This is a genomic window from Phenylobacterium sp. (genome assembly GCF_030697925.1).
Taxonomy (GTDB): domain Bacteria; phylum Pseudomonadota; class Alphaproteobacteria; order Caulobacterales; family Caulobacteraceae; genus Phenylobacterium.
In genome coordinates this window covers 1-19,611 of sequence record NZ_JAUYOJ010000203.1, presented here as the reverse complement: position 1 = coordinate 19,611, position 19,611 = coordinate 1, and the positions used below count along the sequence as shown (strand labels likewise).

At 66.6% G+C, this 19,611-nt stretch carries 17 protein-coding genes and 1 pseudogene; 12 read left to right on the top strand and 6 right to left on the bottom strand.

Features of this window, described 5'->3' with window-relative positions; all coding sequences use genetic code 11:
- Window positions 1-204: 204 nt before the first annotated feature.
- Window positions 205-1,257: a M23 family metallopeptidase gene (locus Q8Q88_RS19500; RefSeq protein WP_305676848.1), complete on the bottom strand. Its 1,053-nt coding sequence runs from the start codon at window positions 1,255-1,257 to the stop codon at window positions 205-207.
- A gap of 41 nt (window positions 1,258-1,298) precedes the next feature.
- The gene (locus tag Q8Q88_RS19495) at window positions 1,299-2,045 is read right to left on the bottom strand and encodes a sulfotransferase domain-containing protein (protein WP_305676847.1); all 747 of its coding nucleotides are present in this window, start codon (window positions 2,043-2,045) and stop codon (window positions 1,299-1,301) included.
- A gap of 164 nt (window positions 2,046-2,209) precedes the next feature.
- On the opposite strand from Q8Q88_RS19495, the gene Q8Q88_RS19490 reads away from it, so the two are divergent.
- From Q8Q88_RS19490 to Q8Q88_RS19465, 6 genes are read left to right on the top strand one after another with little or no spacing between them, the layout of a single operon-like run.
- The gene (locus Q8Q88_RS19490) at window positions 2,210-2,977 is read left to right on the top strand and encodes a cephalosporin hydroxylase family protein (RefSeq protein ID WP_305676846.1); all 768 of its coding nucleotides are present in this window, start codon (window positions 2,210-2,212) and stop codon (window positions 2,975-2,977) included.
- Complete coding sequence (gene rfbF / locus Q8Q88_RS19485) at window positions 2,978-3,751, top strand: glucose-1-phosphate cytidylyltransferase (RefSeq protein WP_305676845.1); 774 nt, start codon at window positions 2,978-2,980, stop codon at window positions 3,749-3,751. It abuts the gene before it with no gap.
- Window positions 3,748-4,806 carry a CDP-glucose 4,6-dehydratase gene (rfbG, locus tag Q8Q88_RS19480; protein ID WP_305676844.1) on the top strand — a complete coding sequence of 353 codons (1,059 nt, stop codon included), beginning with the start codon at window positions 3,748-3,750 and terminating at the stop codon, window positions 4,804-4,806. The genes rfbF and rfbG overlap by 4 nt, the downstream gene beginning before the upstream one ends.
- The gene (locus tag Q8Q88_RS19475) at window positions 4,806-6,047 is read left to right on the top strand and encodes a class I SAM-dependent methyltransferase (RefSeq protein WP_305676843.1); all 1,242 of its coding nucleotides are present in this window, start codon (window positions 4,806-4,808) and stop codon (window positions 6,045-6,047) included. The genes rfbG and Q8Q88_RS19475 overlap by 1 nt, the downstream gene beginning before the upstream one ends.
- A complete protein-coding gene (locus Q8Q88_RS19470) occupies window positions 6,047-6,580 on the top strand; it encodes a dTDP-4-dehydrorhamnose 3,5-epimerase family protein (RefSeq protein ID WP_305676842.1) in 534 nt (177 codons plus the stop codon). The genes Q8Q88_RS19475 and Q8Q88_RS19470 overlap by 1 nt, the downstream gene beginning before the upstream one ends.
- Window positions 6,581-6,582: 2 nt before the next feature.
- The gene (locus Q8Q88_RS19465) at window positions 6,583-7,539 is read left to right on the top strand and encodes an NAD(P)-dependent oxidoreductase (protein ID WP_305676841.1); all 957 of its coding nucleotides are present in this window, start codon (window positions 6,583-6,585) and stop codon (window positions 7,537-7,539) included.
- Here Q8Q88_RS19465 and Q8Q88_RS19460 read toward each other — a convergent pair.
- From Q8Q88_RS19460 to Q8Q88_RS19445, 4 genes and pseudogenes are all read right to left on the bottom strand, one after another.
- Complete coding sequence (locus Q8Q88_RS19460) at window positions 7,523-9,829, bottom strand: tetratricopeptide repeat protein (RefSeq protein ID WP_305676840.1); 2,307 nt, start codon at window positions 9,827-9,829, stop codon at window positions 7,523-7,525. The genes Q8Q88_RS19465 and Q8Q88_RS19460 overlap by 17 nt on opposite strands.
- A 139-nt stretch (window positions 9,830-9,968) precedes the next feature.
- Window positions 9,969-10,244 carry a SemiSWEET family sugar transporter gene (locus Q8Q88_RS19455; RefSeq protein WP_305676839.1) on the bottom strand — a complete coding sequence of 92 codons (276 nt, stop codon included), beginning with the start codon at window positions 10,242-10,244 and terminating at the stop codon, window positions 9,969-9,971.
- 57 nt (window positions 10,245-10,301) lie between these two features.
- Window positions 10,302-11,331 (bottom strand): annotated as a pseudogene (locus Q8Q88_RS19450) (sulfate ABC transporter substrate-binding protein).
- A gap of 82 nt (window positions 11,332-11,413) precedes the next feature.
- The gene (locus Q8Q88_RS19445; protein WP_305676838.1) at window positions 11,414-12,919 is read right to left on the bottom strand and encodes an OprO/OprP family phosphate-selective porin; all 1,506 of its coding nucleotides are present in this window, start codon (window positions 12,917-12,919) and stop codon (window positions 11,414-11,416) included.
- A gap of 208 nt (window positions 12,920-13,127) precedes the next feature.
- On the opposite strand from Q8Q88_RS19445, the gene Q8Q88_RS19440 reads away from it, so the two are divergent.
- The 6 genes from Q8Q88_RS19440 to Q8Q88_RS19415 form a co-directional block, all read left to right on the top strand.
- Window positions 13,128-14,564 carry an ATP-binding protein gene (locus Q8Q88_RS19440; RefSeq protein ID WP_305676837.1) on the top strand — a complete coding sequence of 479 codons (1,437 nt, stop codon included), beginning with the start codon at window positions 13,128-13,130 and terminating at the stop codon, window positions 14,562-14,564.
- 91 nt (window positions 14,565-14,655) lie between these two features.
- Window positions 14,656-16,098 carry a phosphate ABC transporter permease subunit PstC gene (gene pstC / locus Q8Q88_RS19435; RefSeq protein WP_305676836.1) on the top strand — a complete coding sequence of 481 codons (1,443 nt, stop codon included), beginning with the start codon at window positions 14,656-14,658 and terminating at the stop codon, window positions 16,096-16,098.
- Complete coding sequence (pstA, locus tag Q8Q88_RS19430; protein WP_305676835.1) at window positions 16,091-17,386, top strand: phosphate ABC transporter permease PstA; 1,296 nt, start codon at window positions 16,091-16,093, stop codon at window positions 17,384-17,386. Before pstC ends, pstA begins: the two co-directional genes overlap by 8 nt.
- A gap of 28 nt (window positions 17,387-17,414) precedes the next feature.
- Window positions 17,415-18,260, top strand: coding sequence for a phosphate ABC transporter ATP-binding protein PstB (pstB, locus tag Q8Q88_RS19425; RefSeq protein ID WP_305676834.1), 846 nt, complete (start codon window positions 17,415-17,417; stop codon window positions 18,258-18,260).
- A gap of 165 nt (window positions 18,261-18,425) precedes the next feature.
- Complete coding sequence (gene phoU, locus Q8Q88_RS19420; protein WP_305676833.1) at window positions 18,426-19,148, top strand: phosphate signaling complex protein PhoU; 723 nt, start codon at window positions 18,426-18,428, stop codon at window positions 19,146-19,148.
- Between the two features lie 72 nt (window positions 19,149-19,220).
- A partial coding sequence (locus Q8Q88_RS19415; protein WP_305676832.1) for a hypothetical protein occupies window positions 19,221-19,611 on the top strand: 391 nt, incomplete at its 3' end.

Below are 19,611 nucleotides of genomic sequence, written 5' to 3'. Positions count from 1 at the left end.
CCGCCTCACGGAGAGGCCGGGCGGTAAGCCGCGAGCTCACCGCCCGGCCAAAGCGACACAGCCCTGGAGAGCAAGGCTGACAAACAATTATAGCTCATTCTGCCGATCCACGGAAGAGCCTCTAGCTTTACAATGGGATCCTAACGGACTTGTGAGGTGAAGCTTGGAGGCGCTGATTTCCCTGCTGGACTCACGTGTTTTCGCCTACAACGCGAGCTCGAATGTCCGCTTCAACACTGGATTGCCCCCCCGGGTCACGACATAGGTCGCCATATATCGGCCGCTCCGCCAGCCGCCGGTCGGCGTGCGCTTACCAACGTAGAGGACGTATTGCGCCTTGCCGCGGTCCAGCGGCGCCAGCGTGTTTTGCACGAGCGCGTTTCCATCAGGCCCACGGACGCTCAGGCTCTGCACGTCGCCCGCCTGCAGGTTGATCGCGCGGACGTAGGCGACCAGCGCCGGGCCGTCGGCCGACGGTGTCGCGACGCCACCCGCCTCGACCGACTCCATGGTCACCGGCGCCCCTGCGAACCCGGTGTTCAGCACAGCGCCCGGCCGGTAGGCCACAGCCTTGGCCGCTGGGGCGTTCCATAACCCACGCCCCGAGCTGGCCACGTCGCAGGTCCCGGGGCGCGCGTCCGGACGATAGGGGTCGACTGTGACGCCGGCCTTGCGCACGCTCAGGTGCAGATGCGGGTACTCGGTGTTGCCCGACAGGCCGACGCGGGCGATCGGCTGCCCCGCCCCGACGGTGTCACCCTGCTTCACCCTGATGCTGCCCCGGGCCAGGTGGCAGTACTGGGTCTCCCAGCCACCGCCGTGGTCGACGACGACCCCATTACCGCACTCCTGGCCCGCGACGGAGGCTGCGCCAGCGACCTTCACCGAGACATCGGCGACCCCGTCGCGCAGTCGCGTGACCCGGCCCGGGGCGGCGACGAGCACATCCACGCCCCGGCGCTGCGCGGCCATGTCGAGCAGGCGGATGTCGACACCCCCGTGCTTCTCGTAGGTCTGCGTGCCACACCGATAGTCCTTCACGCCCGGCCCCGGATCGGCGTCGACGTGGTTCTGCACCTCGCAGGTCTCGCCGACGACGCAGGCCAGCGGGAAGGACAGCCGCGGCCCCTCGACCGGACGGGCCGCGACGGCGGGCGTGGCAGGCGGCTCGGCGGCCGCCTCGCCCGGAGATTCGCCGGCCGGCGAGCAGGCGGCCAGGACGCCCAGCAGCAGGGCAGGGAGGACTGATCGGGTCATGGTGCCTGATCCTCGCCGCGGGTCTCGCCGGAAATATGGCGTCACGGAAAGACGACGCCGGTCAGGGCCTCGAGCTGGGCAAGGTCGCGGGCGTAGAGGTTTCGCAGGAAGGCGGCGTCCTCGTCGGTCAGGTCGCCGCCATAGTCGATCTCGCGTCCTACATGCACGTCGCGGGGCGTCACAGGGTTGGGTGGCGGGGCGCCCAGGAAGGCGTTGACGGAGGCCAGCGTGGTGTTGGGATCGCGCCGCAGGTCGTCGGCCTTGCCGATCAGCACCTGATCGCGCGGGAAGAGCCCCAGCAACCGCTCGACCTGCTCGCCGTAGAAACCCCGCTCCACATAGGAGAATTCGCGATGCGCCCCCCAGGGTTGGGCGTCCAGCAGCCGGCGACGGCCCTGGCGTATGCACCAGGAGAAGGGCCCAGTCTCCGCGCCCCGGGCATATTCCATCTTCCAGTGCGACCAGGCCCGTTCGACCGGATCGCGCAGCATGACGATGACCTTGACCTTCGGATTGTAGGCGGCGATCCGCTCCAGGCTGCGCGGCCAATAGAGATAGATCGGCGTCGCCTCGCCGCGAATCAGCGGGCCGCCCGCGTCGAACTGCGCGTGATAGGGACCGTAGTCGGGGGCGGCCCAGTCGATCGACTCGTCGTCGAAGAAATGCACCTCCTTGACCTGGGAGAGCCCGATATTCGGATCCTCGGCTAGGTATTCGTAAAGCGCGGTGGTTCCGGCCTTCTGCGCGCCGACAACGATGAAATTGATCAGCCGATCGACCTCGTCCAAACCCGCCTCAGCCCCATTTTCGCGTCTTTGCGGCACGACGCCGCCATCCCGTCCCTCGATACGGCTTCATCGCGCGAAGGACACGCGATATTAGGGGGGCCAATTCGTCGGCGGGGGCGGGCGATCCCACCAACCTGCCGGCAGCATTCCGAAGGCGAAGAGCTTTGATCACCACCATCGACGAAGAGCGCGGCGAAGTCGTCGTCAAGGACGGCGAGGCCGAAACCCGCCACAGCCTGGCGAGCGCCGAGGGCTTCGCCGCAGCGTCCAAGGCCTGGCTGCGCGCCACCTGGGATTCCAAGTACGTCTATTCCTTCGCCTGGATGGGCCGCCCGGTGATCCAACTGCCGGAGGACATGATCCGCCTGCAGGAGGTGATCTACACCCTGAAGCCGGATGTCCTGGTCGAGACCGGCGTCGCCCACGGCGGCTCGCTGATCTTCTACGCCTCGCTGTTCGAGGCCATGGGCAAGGGCCGGGTGATCGGCATCGACATCGAGATCCGCAAGCATAATCGCGAGGCCATCGAGGCCCACGAGATGTTCAAGCGCATCGAGCTGATCGAGGGGTCCTCCACTGCGCCGGAGACGCTGGACCAGGTGAAGGCGCTCATCAAGCCCGGCGAAAAGGTGCTGGTGGTGCTCGACTCGAACCACACACGCGACCACGTGCTGGACGAACTGAAGCTCTATGGCGAGCTGATCGAGGTCGGCTCCTATGTGGTGGCCACCGACGGGATCATGGCCCAGGTGAAGGGCGGTCCGCGCACCGGCGACGACTGGGACTGGAACAACCCCCAGCGCGCGGTCCACGACTTCGTGGCCAAGGACAAGCGCTTCATCGTCGAGGAGCCGGCCTTCCCGTTCAACGAGGGCACGGTGACCGAGCGGGTGACCTACTGGCCCGACGCCTTCGTCAAGCGGATCGCCTAGATGAAGGCCGTCCTGCTCTGCGGGGGTCTCGGCACCCGGATCTCCGAGGAAAGCCACCTCAAGCCCAAGCCGATGATCGAGGTCGGCGGCCGGCCGATCCTCTGGCACATCATGAAGCTGTTCTCACACTACGGCTTCAATGAGTTCGTCGTGTGCCTCGGCTACAAGGGCTATGTGATCAAGGAGTACTTCGCCAACTACGTGCTCCATAACGCCGATCTGACCGTCGACCTGGCCAAGGGGGCGATGGAGTACCACGCCACCAATCATGAGCCCTGGAAGGTCACCCTGGTCGATACCGGGGCCGAGACCATGACCGGCGGCCGGTTGAAGCGGGTGGCCCAGTACCTCAATCCAGACGAGCCGTTCTTCATGACCTATGGCGATGGGGTGGCGGACGTGGACCTGAAGGCCCTGGCCGAGTTCCACAAGAGCCATGGCCGCGACGCCACGGTGACGGCGGTGGCGCCTCCGGGCCGCTATGGCGCGCTGGACATCGTGGACGGCGCGGTTGAGCGCTTCATCGAAAAGCCGCCCGGCGACAACGGCCTGATCAATGGCGGCTTCTTCGTGCTGAATCCGGCGGTCATCGCCCGCATCGAGGATGACACCACCACCTGGGAAGTCGAACCCTTGCAGGGCCTGGCCGCCGACGGCCAGCTCATGGCCTATCGCCACGACGGCTTCTGGGCGGCCATGGACACCCTGCGCGACAAGAACAATCTCGAGGCGCTCTGGGCCTCGGGCCAGGCGCCCTGGCAAGTCTGGAAATGAAGCCGCCCGACCCCACCTTCTGGTCGGGCAAACGCGTCCTGCTGACCGGACACACCGGGTTCAAGGGCTCGTGGGCGGCGATCTGGCTCTCGCGGATGGGGGCCAAGGTCACGGGCCTCGCCCTTGCGCCCGATCAGGAGCCCGCGCTGTTCATCCAGGCGGGCGTGGCCAGTCTCACCGACTCGCTGCTGGTCGACCTGCGCCGCCCGGCCGACGTGGAGCTGGCCCTGGTCGGACGCGAATTCGACCTGGTCCTGCACATGGCCGCCCAGCCGATCGTGCGGGTGTCCATCGAAGACCCCATCACCACCTTCGCCTCCAACATCATGGGCACGGCGCATCTGCTGCAGGCCCTGCGCGGGCAGCCGGCGCTGCAGGCGGTTCTCGCGATCACATCGGACAAGGTCTACGCCAACCACGAGACCGGCCGCGCTTTCGCCGAGGGCGACGCCCTCGGCGGCAAGGACCCCTATTCGGCCTCCAAGGCGGCGGCTGAGATCATCGTTCAAAGCTTCGCCAGGAGCTATTTCGACAAGGCCGGCGTGCCCGTGGCCACCGCGCGAGGCGGCAATGTCATCGGCGGCGGCGACTATTCCCGCGACCGGCTGGTGGCCGATATCGTCCGCGCCGGCCAAGCCCAGGGCGTCACCGTCCTGCGTCATCCCGAGGCCACGCGACCCTGGCAGCACGTGCTGGACTGCGTGGCGGGGTACCTGGTCTTCCTTGAGCGCCTGGCCACCGATCCGGCCGCGCCGCGCGCGCTGAACTTCGGGCCCCGCCCCGGCGGTCCCGAGGTGACCGTGGGCGACCTCGCCACCCGCGCCGTCCAGGCCCTCGGCGCCAAGCCCTGGCGCCATGAACCTGACCCCGACTCCCTGGAGGCTCGGTCCCTGGGCATCGACGCCAGCCTGGCGCGCCAGGTGCTCGGCTTCGAGAGCGCGCTCGACGCCCCGGCCGCGGTGGAGTGGACCATGGACTGGTATAGGGACCAGGCGAACGGCGGCGAGGCCCTGGCCCTCGTCCAGGACCAGATCACGCGTTACGAAGGCCTTTGATGACTGTTCCCGCCTGCCGCTTCTGCCGCGCGCCCCTGACCCAGACCTTCGTGGACCTGGGCCTCCAGCCCCTGGCCAATTCCTACCTCACGAAGGCCCAGCTGGATGCGGGGGGTGAGGGAACCTATCCGCTGCATACGCGGGTCTGCGGGGCCTGCTTCCTGGTCCAGGCCGACGACCCGGTCGCCGCCGACGCCATCTTCGACGACGGCTACGCCTATTTCTCCGCCTATTCGGAAAGCTGGGTGGCCCACGCCAAGCGCTACGCCCAGGCCATGGCCGCGCGGTTCGGGCTGGACGCCCACTCGCTGGTCATCGAGGTCGCCTCCAACGACGGCTATCTGCTGCAGCACTTCAAGGCCATGGGCGTGCCGGTTCTCGGGATCGAGCCCACCGCCAACACCGCCCAGGTGGCGATCGAGGAACGGGGAATTCCCACCGAGGTGACCTTCTTCAATGACGCCACCGGCCGCGCGCTGAAGGACCGGGGCGTGGCCGCCGACCTGATGGCGGGCAACAATGTCCTGGCCCACGTACCCGACATCGGCGACTTCGTGGCTGGGTTCCAGCACGTGCTGAAGCCGCAGGGCGTGCTGACCTTCGAGTTCCCCCACCTACTGAACCTGATCGAGAAGGTGCAGTTCGATACGATCTATCACGAGCACTATTCCTACCTGTCGCTGTTGGCGGTGGAACAGGTGCTGCGCGCCAACGGCCTGCGCCCGTTCGATGTCGAACTGCTGTCCACCCACGGGGGCTCCTTGAGGCTGTTCTGCGCCCATGAGGCGTCGGGCCACGTCGAGACCCAGGCGCTGAAGGACCTGCGCGCCCGCGAGCACGCGGCGAGCCTGGACCGGTTGTCGGGCTATGAGGGCTTCACCGCCCGGGTCGAGGCGGTGCGCGACGGTTTCCTGGCCTTCCTCGCCAAGGCGAAGGCCGAGGGCAAGGTCGTGGCGGCCTATGGCGCGGCGGCTAAGGGCAACACCTTTCTGAACTATGCCGGCGTCACGGCAGGCGACATCGTGGCCTGTTTCGACGCCAATCCGCACAAGCAGGATCGTTACCTGCCCGGCAGCCACATCCCGGTCCACGCCCCGGCCCGGATCGCCGACTTCAAGCCGGACTATCTGGTCATCCTGCCGTGGAACCTGAAGGATGAGATCATGGGCCAGCTGGCCTATGTGAAGGATTGGGGCGGCCAGTTCGTGACCGCCGCGCCCGACACCAAGGTCATCGGCTGATGCGGTTCTCGGCGACCGGCATCGAGGGTGTCGTGATCGTCGACCTCGACCCCGTGGCCGATGAGCGCGGCTCGTTCGCCCGGCTGCATTGCCCGGAGGAATTCGCGGCGGCCGGCCATCCCTTCACGCCGCTGCAGACCAGCCTCTCGCGCAACCTGAAGGCCGCCACCCTGCGCGGCCTGCACTATGAGGCGGCTCCGTACGAGGAGGCCAAGCTGGTCCGGGTGACCCGCGGCGCGATCTTCGACGTGGCGGTGGACCTGCGGCCAGGCAGCCCGACCTATCGCCAATGGACCGGAACTGAGCTCTCCGCCGAGAACGGCCGGGCCCTCCTGATCGGTCGGGGCCTGGCGCATGGTTTCGTCACTCTCGCCGCAGACACCGACGTCCTCTACCAGATCGACCGGATCTTCGAGCCGGGCCATGGCCAGGGTGTCCGCTGGAACGACCCGGCGTTCGGGATCAAATGGCCGATAGCGCCCCTGACGATTTCGGATCGCGACGCCGCCTACCCAGATCATCGGGAACCCTAGCCTTGGCCATCATACTGCTCACCGGAGCCAGCTCGTTCACCGGCTATTGGATTGCTGTCGCGCTCGCCCGCCAGGGCCACAAGGTCCTGGCGCCGCTTCGCCGACGGCAGCTGGCGTACGGCGGTCTGCGCCAGGAACGGGTCGAAGCCCTGCGTAAGGTGGCGGATATCATCTTCGACGCCCCCTTTGGCTCTAAGCGATTCCTGCAACTGGCCGAAACGGAGCAGGTCACTCTGCTCGCCCACCACGCGGCTGATATCCCAGACTATCGCGCGGCTGACTATGATGTGGCCGCCGGAGTGGCTCGCAACACAGACGGTGTCCGCGACGTCTTTCGTGCTTTGGCGCGGTCGGGAACCAAGGCGGTCATCGTTACGGGCACGACGTTCGAGGCAGGCGAAGGCGAATCCAACCCGTCCAGCTTGGCAGTCAGCCCCTATGGTCTCTCGAAGACCTTGACGAACCAGGCGCTTCGGCACTTCGCCCAGTGGGAGGGGATCGGCTTCGCCAAGTTCGTCATCGCCGCACCGTTTGGGGCGTTTGAGGAAGGCCGCTTTGCATGGTCGCTGTTTCAGCAATGGTTTGACGACAAGCCGGGCATAGTACGCACCCCGCGGTATGTCCGTGACAATATTCCCGTGCCCTTACTGGCCGACGCCTATGTTGCCCTGGTTGGCGAATTGCTGGCAGCGCCGAACCGCGAAGTTGTGTCAAGGCCTTCGGGCATCGTCGGTACGCAAGCCGAATTCGCCGAAACGCTAGCGCTTCGAGCCAGGTCGCTCCTTGGCCTCCGTTGCACCATACGCCTGCTCGATCAGCCCACGCTGGCCGAACCAGAGCATCGGACCAACGATCAGCCCTGGATGAAGCGATGCTGGGACGAAGCCGGCTTCTGGGACGACTACCTCGGCTATTATCGTCGCATCGCCGCCCAGGGCCTGCTCAGCGCGCCACCGTGATCTTCGATTGAGGGCGCTCACCGACCGCGCCAGCAATCATGTCGAAGAAGTCCGCCGCGAACTGTTTGGTGTCGCCAAGAGGGCTTGCCTTCAATCGCTCGCGCAGGCCGCGACGAAGCTCGCCGATCCGGTCTGGATCGCTCCCAAGTTTCACGGCGATGTCCACGTACTCGTCCGTCGTTCGCGCGCAGAACTCGCCGAGGCCGACGTTCATTAGAACCGAGTAGCTGAGGCGTTCAAACACGGCGTCGCCAACCCTGGTGATCACTGGTGTTCCCATCCAGAGCGACTCGCAGGTTGTCGTTCCACCGGTTTGAGGGAAGGTGTCGAGCGAAATGTCGATCTGATTGTAGAACGGCAGGTGACGACCGCGGACCGCCTCGAACATCACGCGATCGGGTGTGACACCCTCTGAGGCAAACACTGCGCAGATGTTCTCGCGGAAGGTGGGTGTTCCCCCTTCCGGCCGCACGAACATGAACCGTGAGCCCGGGGTGCGGGCCACCACGCGCGCCCACGCGCTGACGACCTCACGACCGTATTTGTACGGATTATTGGCCGTACCATAGGTGACAAAGTGGTTGCGCGCGACGGGGGCGACGGAATCCACTGCTGGCTCGTCGCGGAAGGCGTTTCTTCCAAGGGAATACCAGCCGTGGGGCAGCATCAGGGGCTCTTCGATCACCAAGCCAGGTTTCTCCGGTCGCATGAAGGGATCCAGCACCAGGTAATCGATGGCTTCTGGCCCCGCTGAATGGGGATAGCCCACCCAGCTTGCTTGGCGAGGGGCCGGTTTGAATCCCATCACCGGAAGCTTGTTCATGTGTGTTGAGCCGCCGAGTTCGAACAGCATGTCGAGCTGGTCGTTGGCGATCATCTGCGCAGCGTCGCGGTCGTTGAGATCCTTTTCCCAGCGAAAAACGTCCACCCAACCAGCGATCCGCTTTTGAGCGGCGTCTTCGTCGCCTTGATAATAGGAGTAGCAATAGACCTCGAACCGATCTCGGTCATAGTGCTCGAAGAGCGGCATGGCGAAATAAGCCACTGGATGGCCGCGCAGATCGGACGACATGAAGCCAACCCGGATTTTTCCGTTCGGCGTCCGAGGGCCAGGATGGCTGATGGGATGCCGCTTGACCGCGACGTCGAGCCTACGACCCCATATCCGATGCTGCTCGATCAGGTCCAGACGATCCTCTGGAGTCTTGACGCGGGCAAGGTGGGCCAGCAGCGCCGTATGGCGCCCGGACTCCGCCCAGGTTCGTCCAACCTTCGAGAAGCTTCCCAGCTTCTCCATGTCGTCGTAGGCGGCCGCCCTGACCATGAGCTCGTAGGCGACCTTCAGATTCGGAGGCGTGAGAGGCAGCTTGTCCAGGACGCCACGCAGGGCCTGGTAGGCGGTCTCCAGATTGGCCGCCTCGTCCCCCTCGCGCGTTCGCCCCATGCTCTCGGCGAAAGCGATCCGATAGTTGACGTCGTCCGGGGCCAGTTCGATCGCCCGTTTGAAGTGGATGTTGGCTCGCAGTCGGTCGTAGTCGCTGATGACCTGACCGAGTTGGTGATGGACCCAGGCCTCGTGCGGATGACGTTCGAGCAACTCCAGCAGGTGTCGCTCGACGTCTCTCTGCTTACCGGAGCGGCGCAGCGCCACAGCGCGAGCTTCCATGATGCGCATGTCGCCGGGACGGACCGCCTGCGCGCGATCGAGAACCTCGACGCTCTCCGCCGTGCCTTGGCTATCGGCGACGACTGCAGCCAGATCGAGCCATGCGTCCAGCAAGTCCGGCTTCAGCTTTGTCGCTAGGTTGAACCTCATCTCGGCCTTGTCGAGATCGCCTGCGAACCAGTAGGCGCGGCCGAGACTGCGTTGAAGCTCAGCGTCGCGGGGTGAGAGGCGCACAAGCTTGGTGAAGATGTCGATCGCACCCGGGTTGCGGGTGTCGTTGTAGACATTTCCCTTATTGCTCAATGCCGCTGTGTTCTTGGGATTAAGACTGATGGCCCTATCAAGGGCCTTGATGGCCTCCTCGTGTCGACCGAGTCGGCGGAGCGACACACCGAGGATGTTCCAAAGATCGAGATCACGTACGTGAAGCTCAGTCCCTGCCCGAGACCAGCGTTCGGCCATGTCGTATCGCTTGTGCCGCACCAACACGGCGGCGAAGTTACGGTAGACCTCGACCGGCGCAACAGCGTCGGTCTCGAGCGCCCGTTCTGTCAGGTGGATGCCGCGTTCTGCATCACCCGCCTTGAAGGCGGCCTCGGCCTCGGCGAACCTTTCCATCGACATCCGGCGTTCCTGTCACGCGCCGGGGCTCGGAGGTCCGAGGCGCCGGCGGCGGCGAGTTGGGGAGGCGCTTCGCCCGGGCGGGCGCGCGAATTCGCGCCAATCTAGTGGGCGAGGCGGCCGGCGCCAACCGGGTGCGGCGCTAGCTCGCGGGTCCCTCGCGGAACCGCCATTTCAGTCCGAGGATGACCGCGGCGAGCGTCAAGCACACCGCATTGGCGCCGGTCACCGGCCAACTGCGGGTCAGGACGCCATAGATGGTCCAAAGCACAAAGCCGGTCACCGTGACCACGTACATCCGCAGGGACACGGAACTGGCGTCGCGTTCGCGCCAGATCTTGATGATCTGGGGGACGAAGCTGGCCATCGAGCAGATGGCGGCGGCGGTTCCGATCAGGTCGGCGGTGGAGAGGCTCATGCCTGCTCAAACGGACCCGCCTGGCCCAGGTTGCGCCGCTTGGTCTGGCCGGCGTCGTCAGCGCGGCTTGTAGATCTTGTCGAACACGCCGCCGTCGGCGAAGTGGGTCGCCTGTGCCTTCTTCCAGCCGCCGAAGCTGTCGTCGATGGTGACGAGAGGAATCTTTGGGAACTTGGAGGCGTAATTCGCCGCCGCCTCGGCGCTGCGCGGCCGGTAGTGGTTCTTGCCGATCAGGTCCTGGGCGATGGGGCTGTAGAGGACGTTCAGATAGCCCTCGGCGATGGTGCGGGTCTTCTTGCGGTCGACCAGCTTGTCGACCAGGGCCACCGGCGGTTCAGCCAGGATCGACAGCGACGGGACGACGATGTCGACCTTGCCCGGCGCCAGCTCTTCGATGGCGAGATGGGCCTCGTTCTCCCAGGACAGCAGAACGTCGCCGATGCCCCGCTGGACGAAGGTGGTGGTCGCGCCGCGCGCGCCCGTGTCGAGCACCGGCACGTGCTTGAACAGTTCCTCGACGAAGGCTTGGGGATTGCGGCCGTTCTTCTGGGCCCAGGCCGCCAGGTAGTTCCACCCCGCCCCGCCCGAGGTCTTCGGATTGGGGGTGACGACGTCGATGCCGGGCTTGATCAGGTCGCCCCAGTCCTTGATTCTCCAAGGATTGCCCTTGCGGACCAGGAATACGATGGTCGAGGTGTAGGACGTGGAGTTGTTGGGCAGGCGCGACTGCCACTTGGCCGGCAGCAGCTTGGCCTTCTGGGCGATCTCGTCGATGTCGTAGGCGAGCGCCAGGGTCACCACGTCGGCCTGCAGGCCGTCGATCACCGAGCGGGCCTGCTTGCCCGACCCGCTATGGCTGGTTGATCTCCAGCTCCTGGCCGACCTTGTCCTTCCAGTACCTGGCGTAGGCGGCGTTGATGTCCTTGTAGAGCCCGCGCGTCGGGTCGTAGCTCACGTTCAGCAGGGTGATGGGCTTGGCCTTGCCCTGGGCGTTCGCGGCGCCCGCGAGGAGCGCCGGTCCCGCGGCGGCGGCGGCTGCGCCGGTGACCACGCCGCGGCGGGAGGGAAGCTTCAAGTCATGAGTCATCGAGCGAGATCCTTGTTCTGAGGCTCGGCGCAAAGGCGTTGATGTCAAAGCAATTGGGGGCGGCGCCGGGCGCCGCCCGTGGTCAGAATGCGTACTGGGTGCGCAGCGAGTAGATCGTCAGGTCCTGACCGACCTGGGCTCCGGCCGGCGGCGTGGAGCCGGCCACGAAGGCCGTGCCGCCGGGCGACAGGCGGTCGACTGAGACGTCCTGATAGGCCGCCTGGAAGCGCAGCACGTTGTTGACGTACCAGTTGAGACCCAGGGTGAAGGTCTCCTGTTCGCCGCCGCGGATCGCGCCCGCCACAGCGGCCGTGCCGGGGGCTCCCGCGAGGTAGTTCAGGTCCAGCTTCGAATAACGCAGACCAAGCTCCCAGGCTCCCCAGCCACCGGTCTTCAGGTCGAATGGTTTCGTTGGGCGAGGCGCGTCGAAGGTGGCGTTGCCGTAGCGGCGCGCCTCCCCGGTGAGGGTCCAGCCCGCCTGGGCGTACCAGCCGGAGAAGTCGGGGTCGCCGAGCGCGCCCTTCCGGTCCACGTCGATGTCGAAGTATTCCGACTGGACGTAGAAATTCTTCCACTGGGCGCCGAACTCCGCGCCGATGGCGGTCAGGCCGTCGGCGTCGATATTGCCGGTGTCGACTAGGCGCGTGCCGTCGACGCGGATTTCCGGGCGGTCGCGTAGCCGGATCGCGGTGACCGCGGTTCCGGCCACGTCAGGACCGCTGGCGGCCGGATTGATCACGATGGAGGTGTTGACCCCCAGGTGGATCAGGCTGCCGTCGCGGCGGAAGGGCACGAAGGAGAGGCGGCCCACGAAGGCGGTCTGCTCGTCGAAGGTCTGGACGCCAATGATGTTGCCGGTGATGGCCGCGGTGGCGGTCCAGTTGTCGCCATTGGCCAGGAAGGCCACCGCCGTGCGGCCGTCGCCCGCGGCGAGGCCGCGCACCAGTTCGGCGGGCGAGGCGCGCTCGGCGAACAGCGAGCCGTTGGTGGAGACCGCTTCCTCAAGGCCGCTGGGCGGCGAGAAGGCGCCGATGCGGATCTTGGCGTTGGCGAAGGGCAGGCCGCCATACTGCACCCAGGCGGCGCTGATCTTGCCGGCCTCTTCGTTTCCGGAGCCGCCGAAATCGTAGAGGAAGTTGTACTCAAAGTCCCCGAAGGCCTTGCCCTCGATGCCGATCCGCGCGCGGCGGAAGTTGGCGCCGTCGCTCAGGTCGCGGGCACGGTCGTTCTCGGCCGCGTCGCCGAACGAGCCGCGGCGGAAATCCGAACCGAGCGGGCCCGGGGCGCGCTGGTCGTAGTGCGCGGCGTCCAACTGGAACACGCCGCGGAACGAGGCGGTGAACCGGCCATCAGAGGTGGCGATGGTCGGACGGCCGTTGGCCAGCGACACCGTGGTCGCGTCGCTGCGCACAGCGGCGACATTTTTGGCCGTCGATTGTTTCAGGTCGGCGATTTGGCCCTGCAGCAAGGCCAGTTGCTCCTCCAGCGCCTTGATGCGCGCATCGGTCGCTTCGTCGGCCGCGGCCATGGCCGGCCAGGCGAGCGCGGCGACCGCGACCCCCGCGATAAGTCTGGTCTTCCACGCCATGGCTTTAGCCCCCTTGGCTTGTTGGAGTTTTCTCGAAACTCGATCGGATGCAGACCCGATAATTCCTATCGGGAAATTGGAAATTGACTTGAACCACGCCCAGATTTCCTGACAGGCCCGGCCTCGCGATCGTCACGCGCTTGGGTCGGTGTCATCGCGGTGACATAAGCTTGAGGCCAGGTCGGAGTTTATCCCACGGGAGATTCGCTTGGCGCTGTTGTCGCCGTCTTGGACGCCGGAGAAGCTGGCCAGGTACGCGCCGCTGTGGCCGGTGTTGACGGCCGGCGTGGCCGGCATCCTCGGCGTAGTCGGGCTGGCGATGGCCAGTGCGGCCGATCCGCGACTGACGGCCTGGATGGTGCTGATGGTCGCCGGCGCCACGGGCCTGGTGACCTGGCACGTTGCCGAGCAGGTCCGCGCCCGGGCCCCGGCGGTCGAGTCGGCCACGCGCCCGGCGCATGAGGACGCGCCGCCCTATGCGAGCCTCATCAACGCCTTGCCGGACCCAGTGCTGGTGATCGCCGCGCATGAACCCGATGACCTCACGGGTCGGCGTTTCATCCTGGTTAACGCCGCTGCACGGGAGACCTTCAGGATACAATATGACGCAGGCCTGCTGGTCACCGCGATCCGCGACCCGGAGGTGCTTGAGGCGGTCGACGAAGCCCTGTTCGGCGGTCTGACCGCCGAGGCCGTCTACGAGATGCGCGGCGCCCAGGAGCGGGTCCTGCGGGCCATAGCCAAGCCGTTGGGCGTGGCGCCGGACGGGGCCAGGCTCGCCCTGCTGGTGCTGCGCGACGAGACCGACATCCGCCGCTCGGAGCGGATGCGGGCCGACTTCCTGGCCAATGCCAGCCATGAACTGCGGACCCCGCTCGCCTCGCTGTCGGGCTTCATCGAGACCCTGCGCGGCCATGCACGCGCCGACGAGGGCGCGCGCGAGAAGTTCCTCGGCATCATGCAGGCCCAGGCCGAGCGCATGGCGCGGCTGATCGACGACCTACTGTCCCTCAGCCGTATCGAGCTCAACGAGCATATCGCACCCGAAGGCGAGGCCGACCTCACCGCGGCGGTGATGGACGTGGTGGATGGGGTCGGGCCACTGGCGCGCGAGCGGAACGTCAAGCTTGTCACGGACCTGCCCTGCCGGGGCGAGGCGATGGTCGCCGGCGACCGCGACCAGATCATCCAGGTGGTCCAGAACCTGATCGACAACGCGATCAAATACACACCGGGCGGCGCCACGGTGAGGATTTCCCTGCGCGCGGGCCTGTCGGCGGAGGCCGCCGCGGCGGCGCGTAACCCCTCCGCCTCCCGTATGTCGCTGCTCACCCCCGACCATGGGCCCGACATCTACGCCGCGCTGCAGGTGACCGATTCCGGAGTCGGTCTGGCGCGTGAGACCCTGCCGCGCCTCACGGAGCGCTTCTACAGGGTGGAAGGCCAGAAGAGCGGCGAGCGCCAGGGCACGGGCCTGGGCTTGGCCATCGTCAAGCACATCATGAACCGCCATCGCGGCGGACTGGTCGTGGAAAGCGTGCAGGGGGAGGGGGCGACCTTCACCGCCTATTTCCCGATGCAGCGCGGCGCGCGGGACGCTGACGCCCGCCCGGCGGTCGAGGGCGCTGTTACAAAACTGTCTTGAATCCGTCGTACAGCGACAGCAATCCCCAGGCAGTTTCCGGCCGCGTGGACGGGGGATGGCTCCCGCGCGGACTCAGTGGCTGGGACTTCCGATGCTCACCTGGCTCGCCCTGGCGGCGCTGACCCTCTTCTCGATCGCCGCCTATATGGCCGCGCGGCGTCGCGCCGTGGCCACGGCCGGCGGCAAGACGGCGGGCCTGCATTCGCTTCCCGGCTACCACGGCGCCTACGCGGCCCTGTGGGCGGGCGTTCCCGCCGCCCTGCTGGTGCTGATGATCGCCATGTTCGGCGGACGGCTGGAGGCGGGCCTGCTGCGCCTCGACGCCCCGACCGCCGTCCAGACCCTGACCGCGCCTCAACAGGACGTCTTCTATGACGACGCCCGCGCCCTGGCCCGCGGCGGCCAGCCCAGCGAGACTTCCTACGTCGGAACGCTGAGGACGGCGCTCGACGCCAAGGTCGCCCGTTCCAGCCAGCTCCAGCGGATGATCGACTACGGGGCCCTTTCCCTAGCCGTGGTTCTGGCGCTGGCTGGGTTCGCCCTGGCCTATCCGAGGATCGGCGTCCAGTTCCGCGCCCGCAACCGGGTCGAGGGCTGGATCGCGGCCCTGTTCGTTATCTGCTCGGTCACCGCCGTGCTCACCACGGTGGGAATCGTGGCCTCCCTGGTCTGGGAGAGCTGGCGCTTCTTCCAGGCCGTCCCCCCGCTCCAGTTCCTGTTCGGAACGGAATGGGATCCGCAAATCGCCATGCGGACGGACCAGTACGCCACGTCCGGCGCCTTCGGCGCGGTGCCGTTGTTCGTTGGCACCTTCCTGATCATGATCATCGCCATGGCCGTGGCGGCTCCCATCGGCCTCTTTTCGGCGATCTATCTTTCCGAATACGCCAGTCCCTGGACGCGCTCGGTGGTCAAGCCGATGCTGGAGATCCTCGCGGGCGTGCCCACCGTGGTCTACGGCTTCTTCGCCGCCCTGACGGTGGGACCGCTGTTTCGCGGCTTCTTCAATTGGATCGGCGGCATGCTGGTCGGCGGCCCGATGGACGGGTTCGGCCTCTACCTGATGCAGGTCCAGAACCAGATGGCCCTGGTCGCCGGCGCGGTGATGGGCATCATGCTGATCCCCTTCGTCTCCTCACTGTCGGACGACATCATCAACGCTGTGCCGCAGTCCCTGCGCGACGGCAGCCTGGCCATGGGCGCCACGCGCTCGGAGACGGTGAAGAAGGTGGTGCTGCCCGCCGCCCTGCCCGGGATCATGGCGGCCCTGCTGCTGGCGATCTCGCGAGCCGTGGGCGAGACCATGATCGTCACCATGGCCGCCGGCCTGCAGGCCAAGACCACGCTCAATCCGCTCGACACGGTCACCACGGTCACCGTGCAGATCGTCACCCTGCTGACCGGGGACCAGGAGTTCGACAGTCCCAAGACCCTGGCGGCCTTCGGCCTGGGCCTGACGCTGTTCGTCGTGACCCTGATGCTCAACATCGTGGCCCTGCGCATCGTGCAGAAATATCGGGAACAGTATGACTGACGCGACCCTCCCGACCGCCGCGGCGACCGACCTGCGCCGGCTCGTCGAAGCCCGCCTGAAGCGACGCCACGCCCAGGAGAGGCGGTTCCGCCTCTATGGCCGCATCGCCATCATCGTGGCCCTGTCGTTCCTGGCCGTGCTGCTGGGGCGGATCGTCCACCAGGGCTATACGACCTTCATCGACAACCAGATCGGCGTCTCGGTCTATCTGGACCCGGCCAAGATCGACCGGACCGACATCGGCGGCGCCAACTACGACCAGATGGTCGCCGAGTCCTTGCTGACCAAACTTGGCGAGACCGACGACGAGTACGGCGAGAAATCCGGCAAGATCCTCGAGATCATGTCCAACGACCTGGGCTTCCAGCTCCTGAAACAGGTCCGCGCCGACCCTTCGGTGATCGGCAAGCGGGTGACCGTCACCGGTCCGGTGAAGTCGGACGCCAGCCTCTACTACAAGGGCGAGATCAAGCGTTCGACGCCGCAGGACAGCCGCAAGCTGGACGACCAGCAGCTGGATTGGCTGGACGAGCTGAAGGCGGCCGGCGCGATCAAGTCGGGCTTCAATTTCGGCTTCCTGACCCGCTCGGACTCCACCGAACCGGAACAGGCCGGGGTCCTTGGCGCCATCGTCGGATCGCTGATGATGCTGTTCGTCACCGCCTTCCTGGCCGTGCCCATCGGGGTGCTGGCGGCGACCTACCTGGAAGAGTTCGCGCCGAAGAACCGTTGGACCGACATCATCGAGGTCAACATCAACAACCTCGCCGCGGTGCCCTCCATCGTCTATGGCCTGCTCGGCCTGGCGGTGTTCATCAACTGGCTGGCCGTGCCGCGCTCCTCGCCCCTAGTCGGCGGGCTGGTCCTGGCCCTGATGGCTCTGCCGACCGTGATCATCGCCACGCGCTCCGCGCTGAAGGCCGTGCCGCCCTCGATCCGCGAAGCGGCGCTGGGCGTCGGCGCCTCACGCACCCAGACGGTCTTCCACCACGTCCTGCCGCTGGCCATGCCGGGCGTCATGACTGGCGCCATCCTTTCGCTGGCCCATGCGCTGGGCGAAACCGCGCCCCTGCTGATGATCGGCATGGTCTCCTTCGTGCCCGGCGTACCCGAAAGTCTCACGGGCTCGGCCACCGTCCTGCCTGTCCAGGTGTTCATCTGGGAGACGGCGTCCGAGCGCGGTTTCCATGAGCGCACGGCCGCGGCCATCATTGTCCTTCTGGTGTTCATGATCGTCATGAACCTCACCGCCATTCTCGTGAGGCGCCGCTTCGAGCGGCGGTGGTAGCGCCATGAACCCATCTTCGAGGTCCCCGATGCCCAGTCAGCGCGATGACGTCGCCGCCCACGCCGAAGCGCCCGTGCATATCGCTGTGGACCGCGTCCACGCCGCGGCCCCGGTCGGCGGGATCAAGATCCGCGCCCGCGACGTCAATGTCTTCTATGGCGAGAAGCAGGCCCTGTTCGACGTCGGGCTCGACGTACCGGAACGGGCTGTCACAGCCCTGATCGGCCCATCGGGCTGCGGCAAGTCCACCTTCCTGCGTTCGATCAACCGGATGAACGACACCATCCCGGGCTGCAAGGTGAAGGGCCGGATCGAACTGGACGGCGAGGACATCAACGACAGGTCCATCGATCCGGTGGTGCTGCGCGCCCGGGTGGGCATGGTGTTCCAGAAGCCCAATCCCTTTCCCAAGACCATCTTCGAGAACGTCGCCTACGGGGCCCGCATCCACGGCCTGACCACCAGCAAGTCCGAGCTGGAGGCCCTGGTGGAAACCTCGCTGAAGAAGGCCGGCCTTTGGGGCGAGGTGGCCGACCGGCTGCACCAGCCCGGAACCGGCCTGTCCGGCGGCCAGCAGCAGCGCCTGGTGATCGCCCGCGCGGTCGCCATCCGCCCGCAGGTACTGCTGATGGACGAGCCCTGCTCGGCGCTGGACCCGATCAGCACCCTCAAGGTCGAGGAGCTGATCAACGAGCTGAAGAAGGAATTCACCATCGTCATCGTCACCCACAACATGCAGCAGGCGGCGCGTGTCAGCGACTACACCGCCTTCATGTACGTGGGCGATCTGATCGAGTTCGGCAACACCGACAAGCTGTTCACCAAGCCTTCGATGAAGCAGACGGAAGACTACATCACCGGCAAGTACGGGTGAGCCGGAGCAAGGACGGGTGCCTTGTATGGCACTCGGCCCCGGCGAACGCACGGCCAGGAATGGCCGGGCCGGGGGTCGTCAAAGAGCGCACTCTTGCGCCAGGGACGGCAGGCGAATCGTCCGAGAATTCGGGTCTTCGGCACGCAGGAAGATAGGTAGAACTCTATGAACACTCCCAACTACAAGTCCCACATCTCCAGCGTCTTCAATGCCGAACTCGAGGACGTGCGCCAGCGGGTGCTGGCCATGGGCGGGCTGGTCGAACAGCAGATCGTCGATGCCACCAAGGCGCTGACCGAGGTCGACCGCGTGCTGGCCGACCAGGTGATCCGCAACGACGAGAAGGTCAACACCATGGAGGTGATGATCGACGACGAGTGCAGCCGCATCCTGGCGCGCCGGCAGCCGACCGCCTCCGACCTGCGCCTGGTCTACGCGGTCATCAAGACCATCACCGATCTCGAGCGCATGGGCGACGAGGCCGAGAAGGTCGCGCGCATGGCCTCCGACCTGAGCGATCAGGAGCGCGGCATGTCGCCGCTGGTCGAGGTGGGACATCTGTCCCGCCATGTCTCGCAGATGGTGCGCGACGCGCTGGACTCCTTCGCCCGCATGGACGCCGAGTCGGCCCTGGCCTGCGCCGCCGAGGACATCAACATCGACCGCGAGTACGAGGCGCTGATGCGCCAGTGCATCACCTTCATGATGGAAGACCCGCGCACCATCCGCCGGGTGCTGGACATCATGTGGGCGGTGCGCGCCCTGGAGCGGGTCGGCGACCACGCCCGCAACATCTGCGAATACGTCATCTACTTCGTCAAGGGCAAGGACGTCCGCCACATCTCGCTGGAGGCCATGCAGCGCGAGGTCCGCGAAGAGGGGGAATAAGTCCCGCCCGAACAGCGGGGGCGGGGGCTTTCCCGTAAAATCGACGGACTGATCTGCCCCCGTTAGCCCTCCGTGCCGTTGCCCCGTCTGGCGTTCGATTTCTCCCGTCGCAATCTGCTGCGCAGCGCGCTGATCGGCGCGGCGCTGGCCGTCAGTCTGGCGATGGCGGTGTTCGCGGTGCAGATCGCCAGCCTGGACCGCGAGATCCGCAGCCGCTTCGCCGGGGTGCGCTGGACCCTGCCGGCCCAGGTCTACGCCGCTCCGCAAGAGCTCTATCCCGGCCTCAACCTGAGCCTGACCGACCTCGGCAAGGAGCTGCGCCGGCTCGGCTACCGGCCGGTGGAGGCACTGGAAGGCCCGGGCAGCTTCGTCGCCCGCGCCGACGGGGTCGACGTCGCCACCCGGGCCTTCAACTTCTGGGATGGCGCCCAGCCGGCCAGCCGCCTGCTGGTGCGTGCCGGCG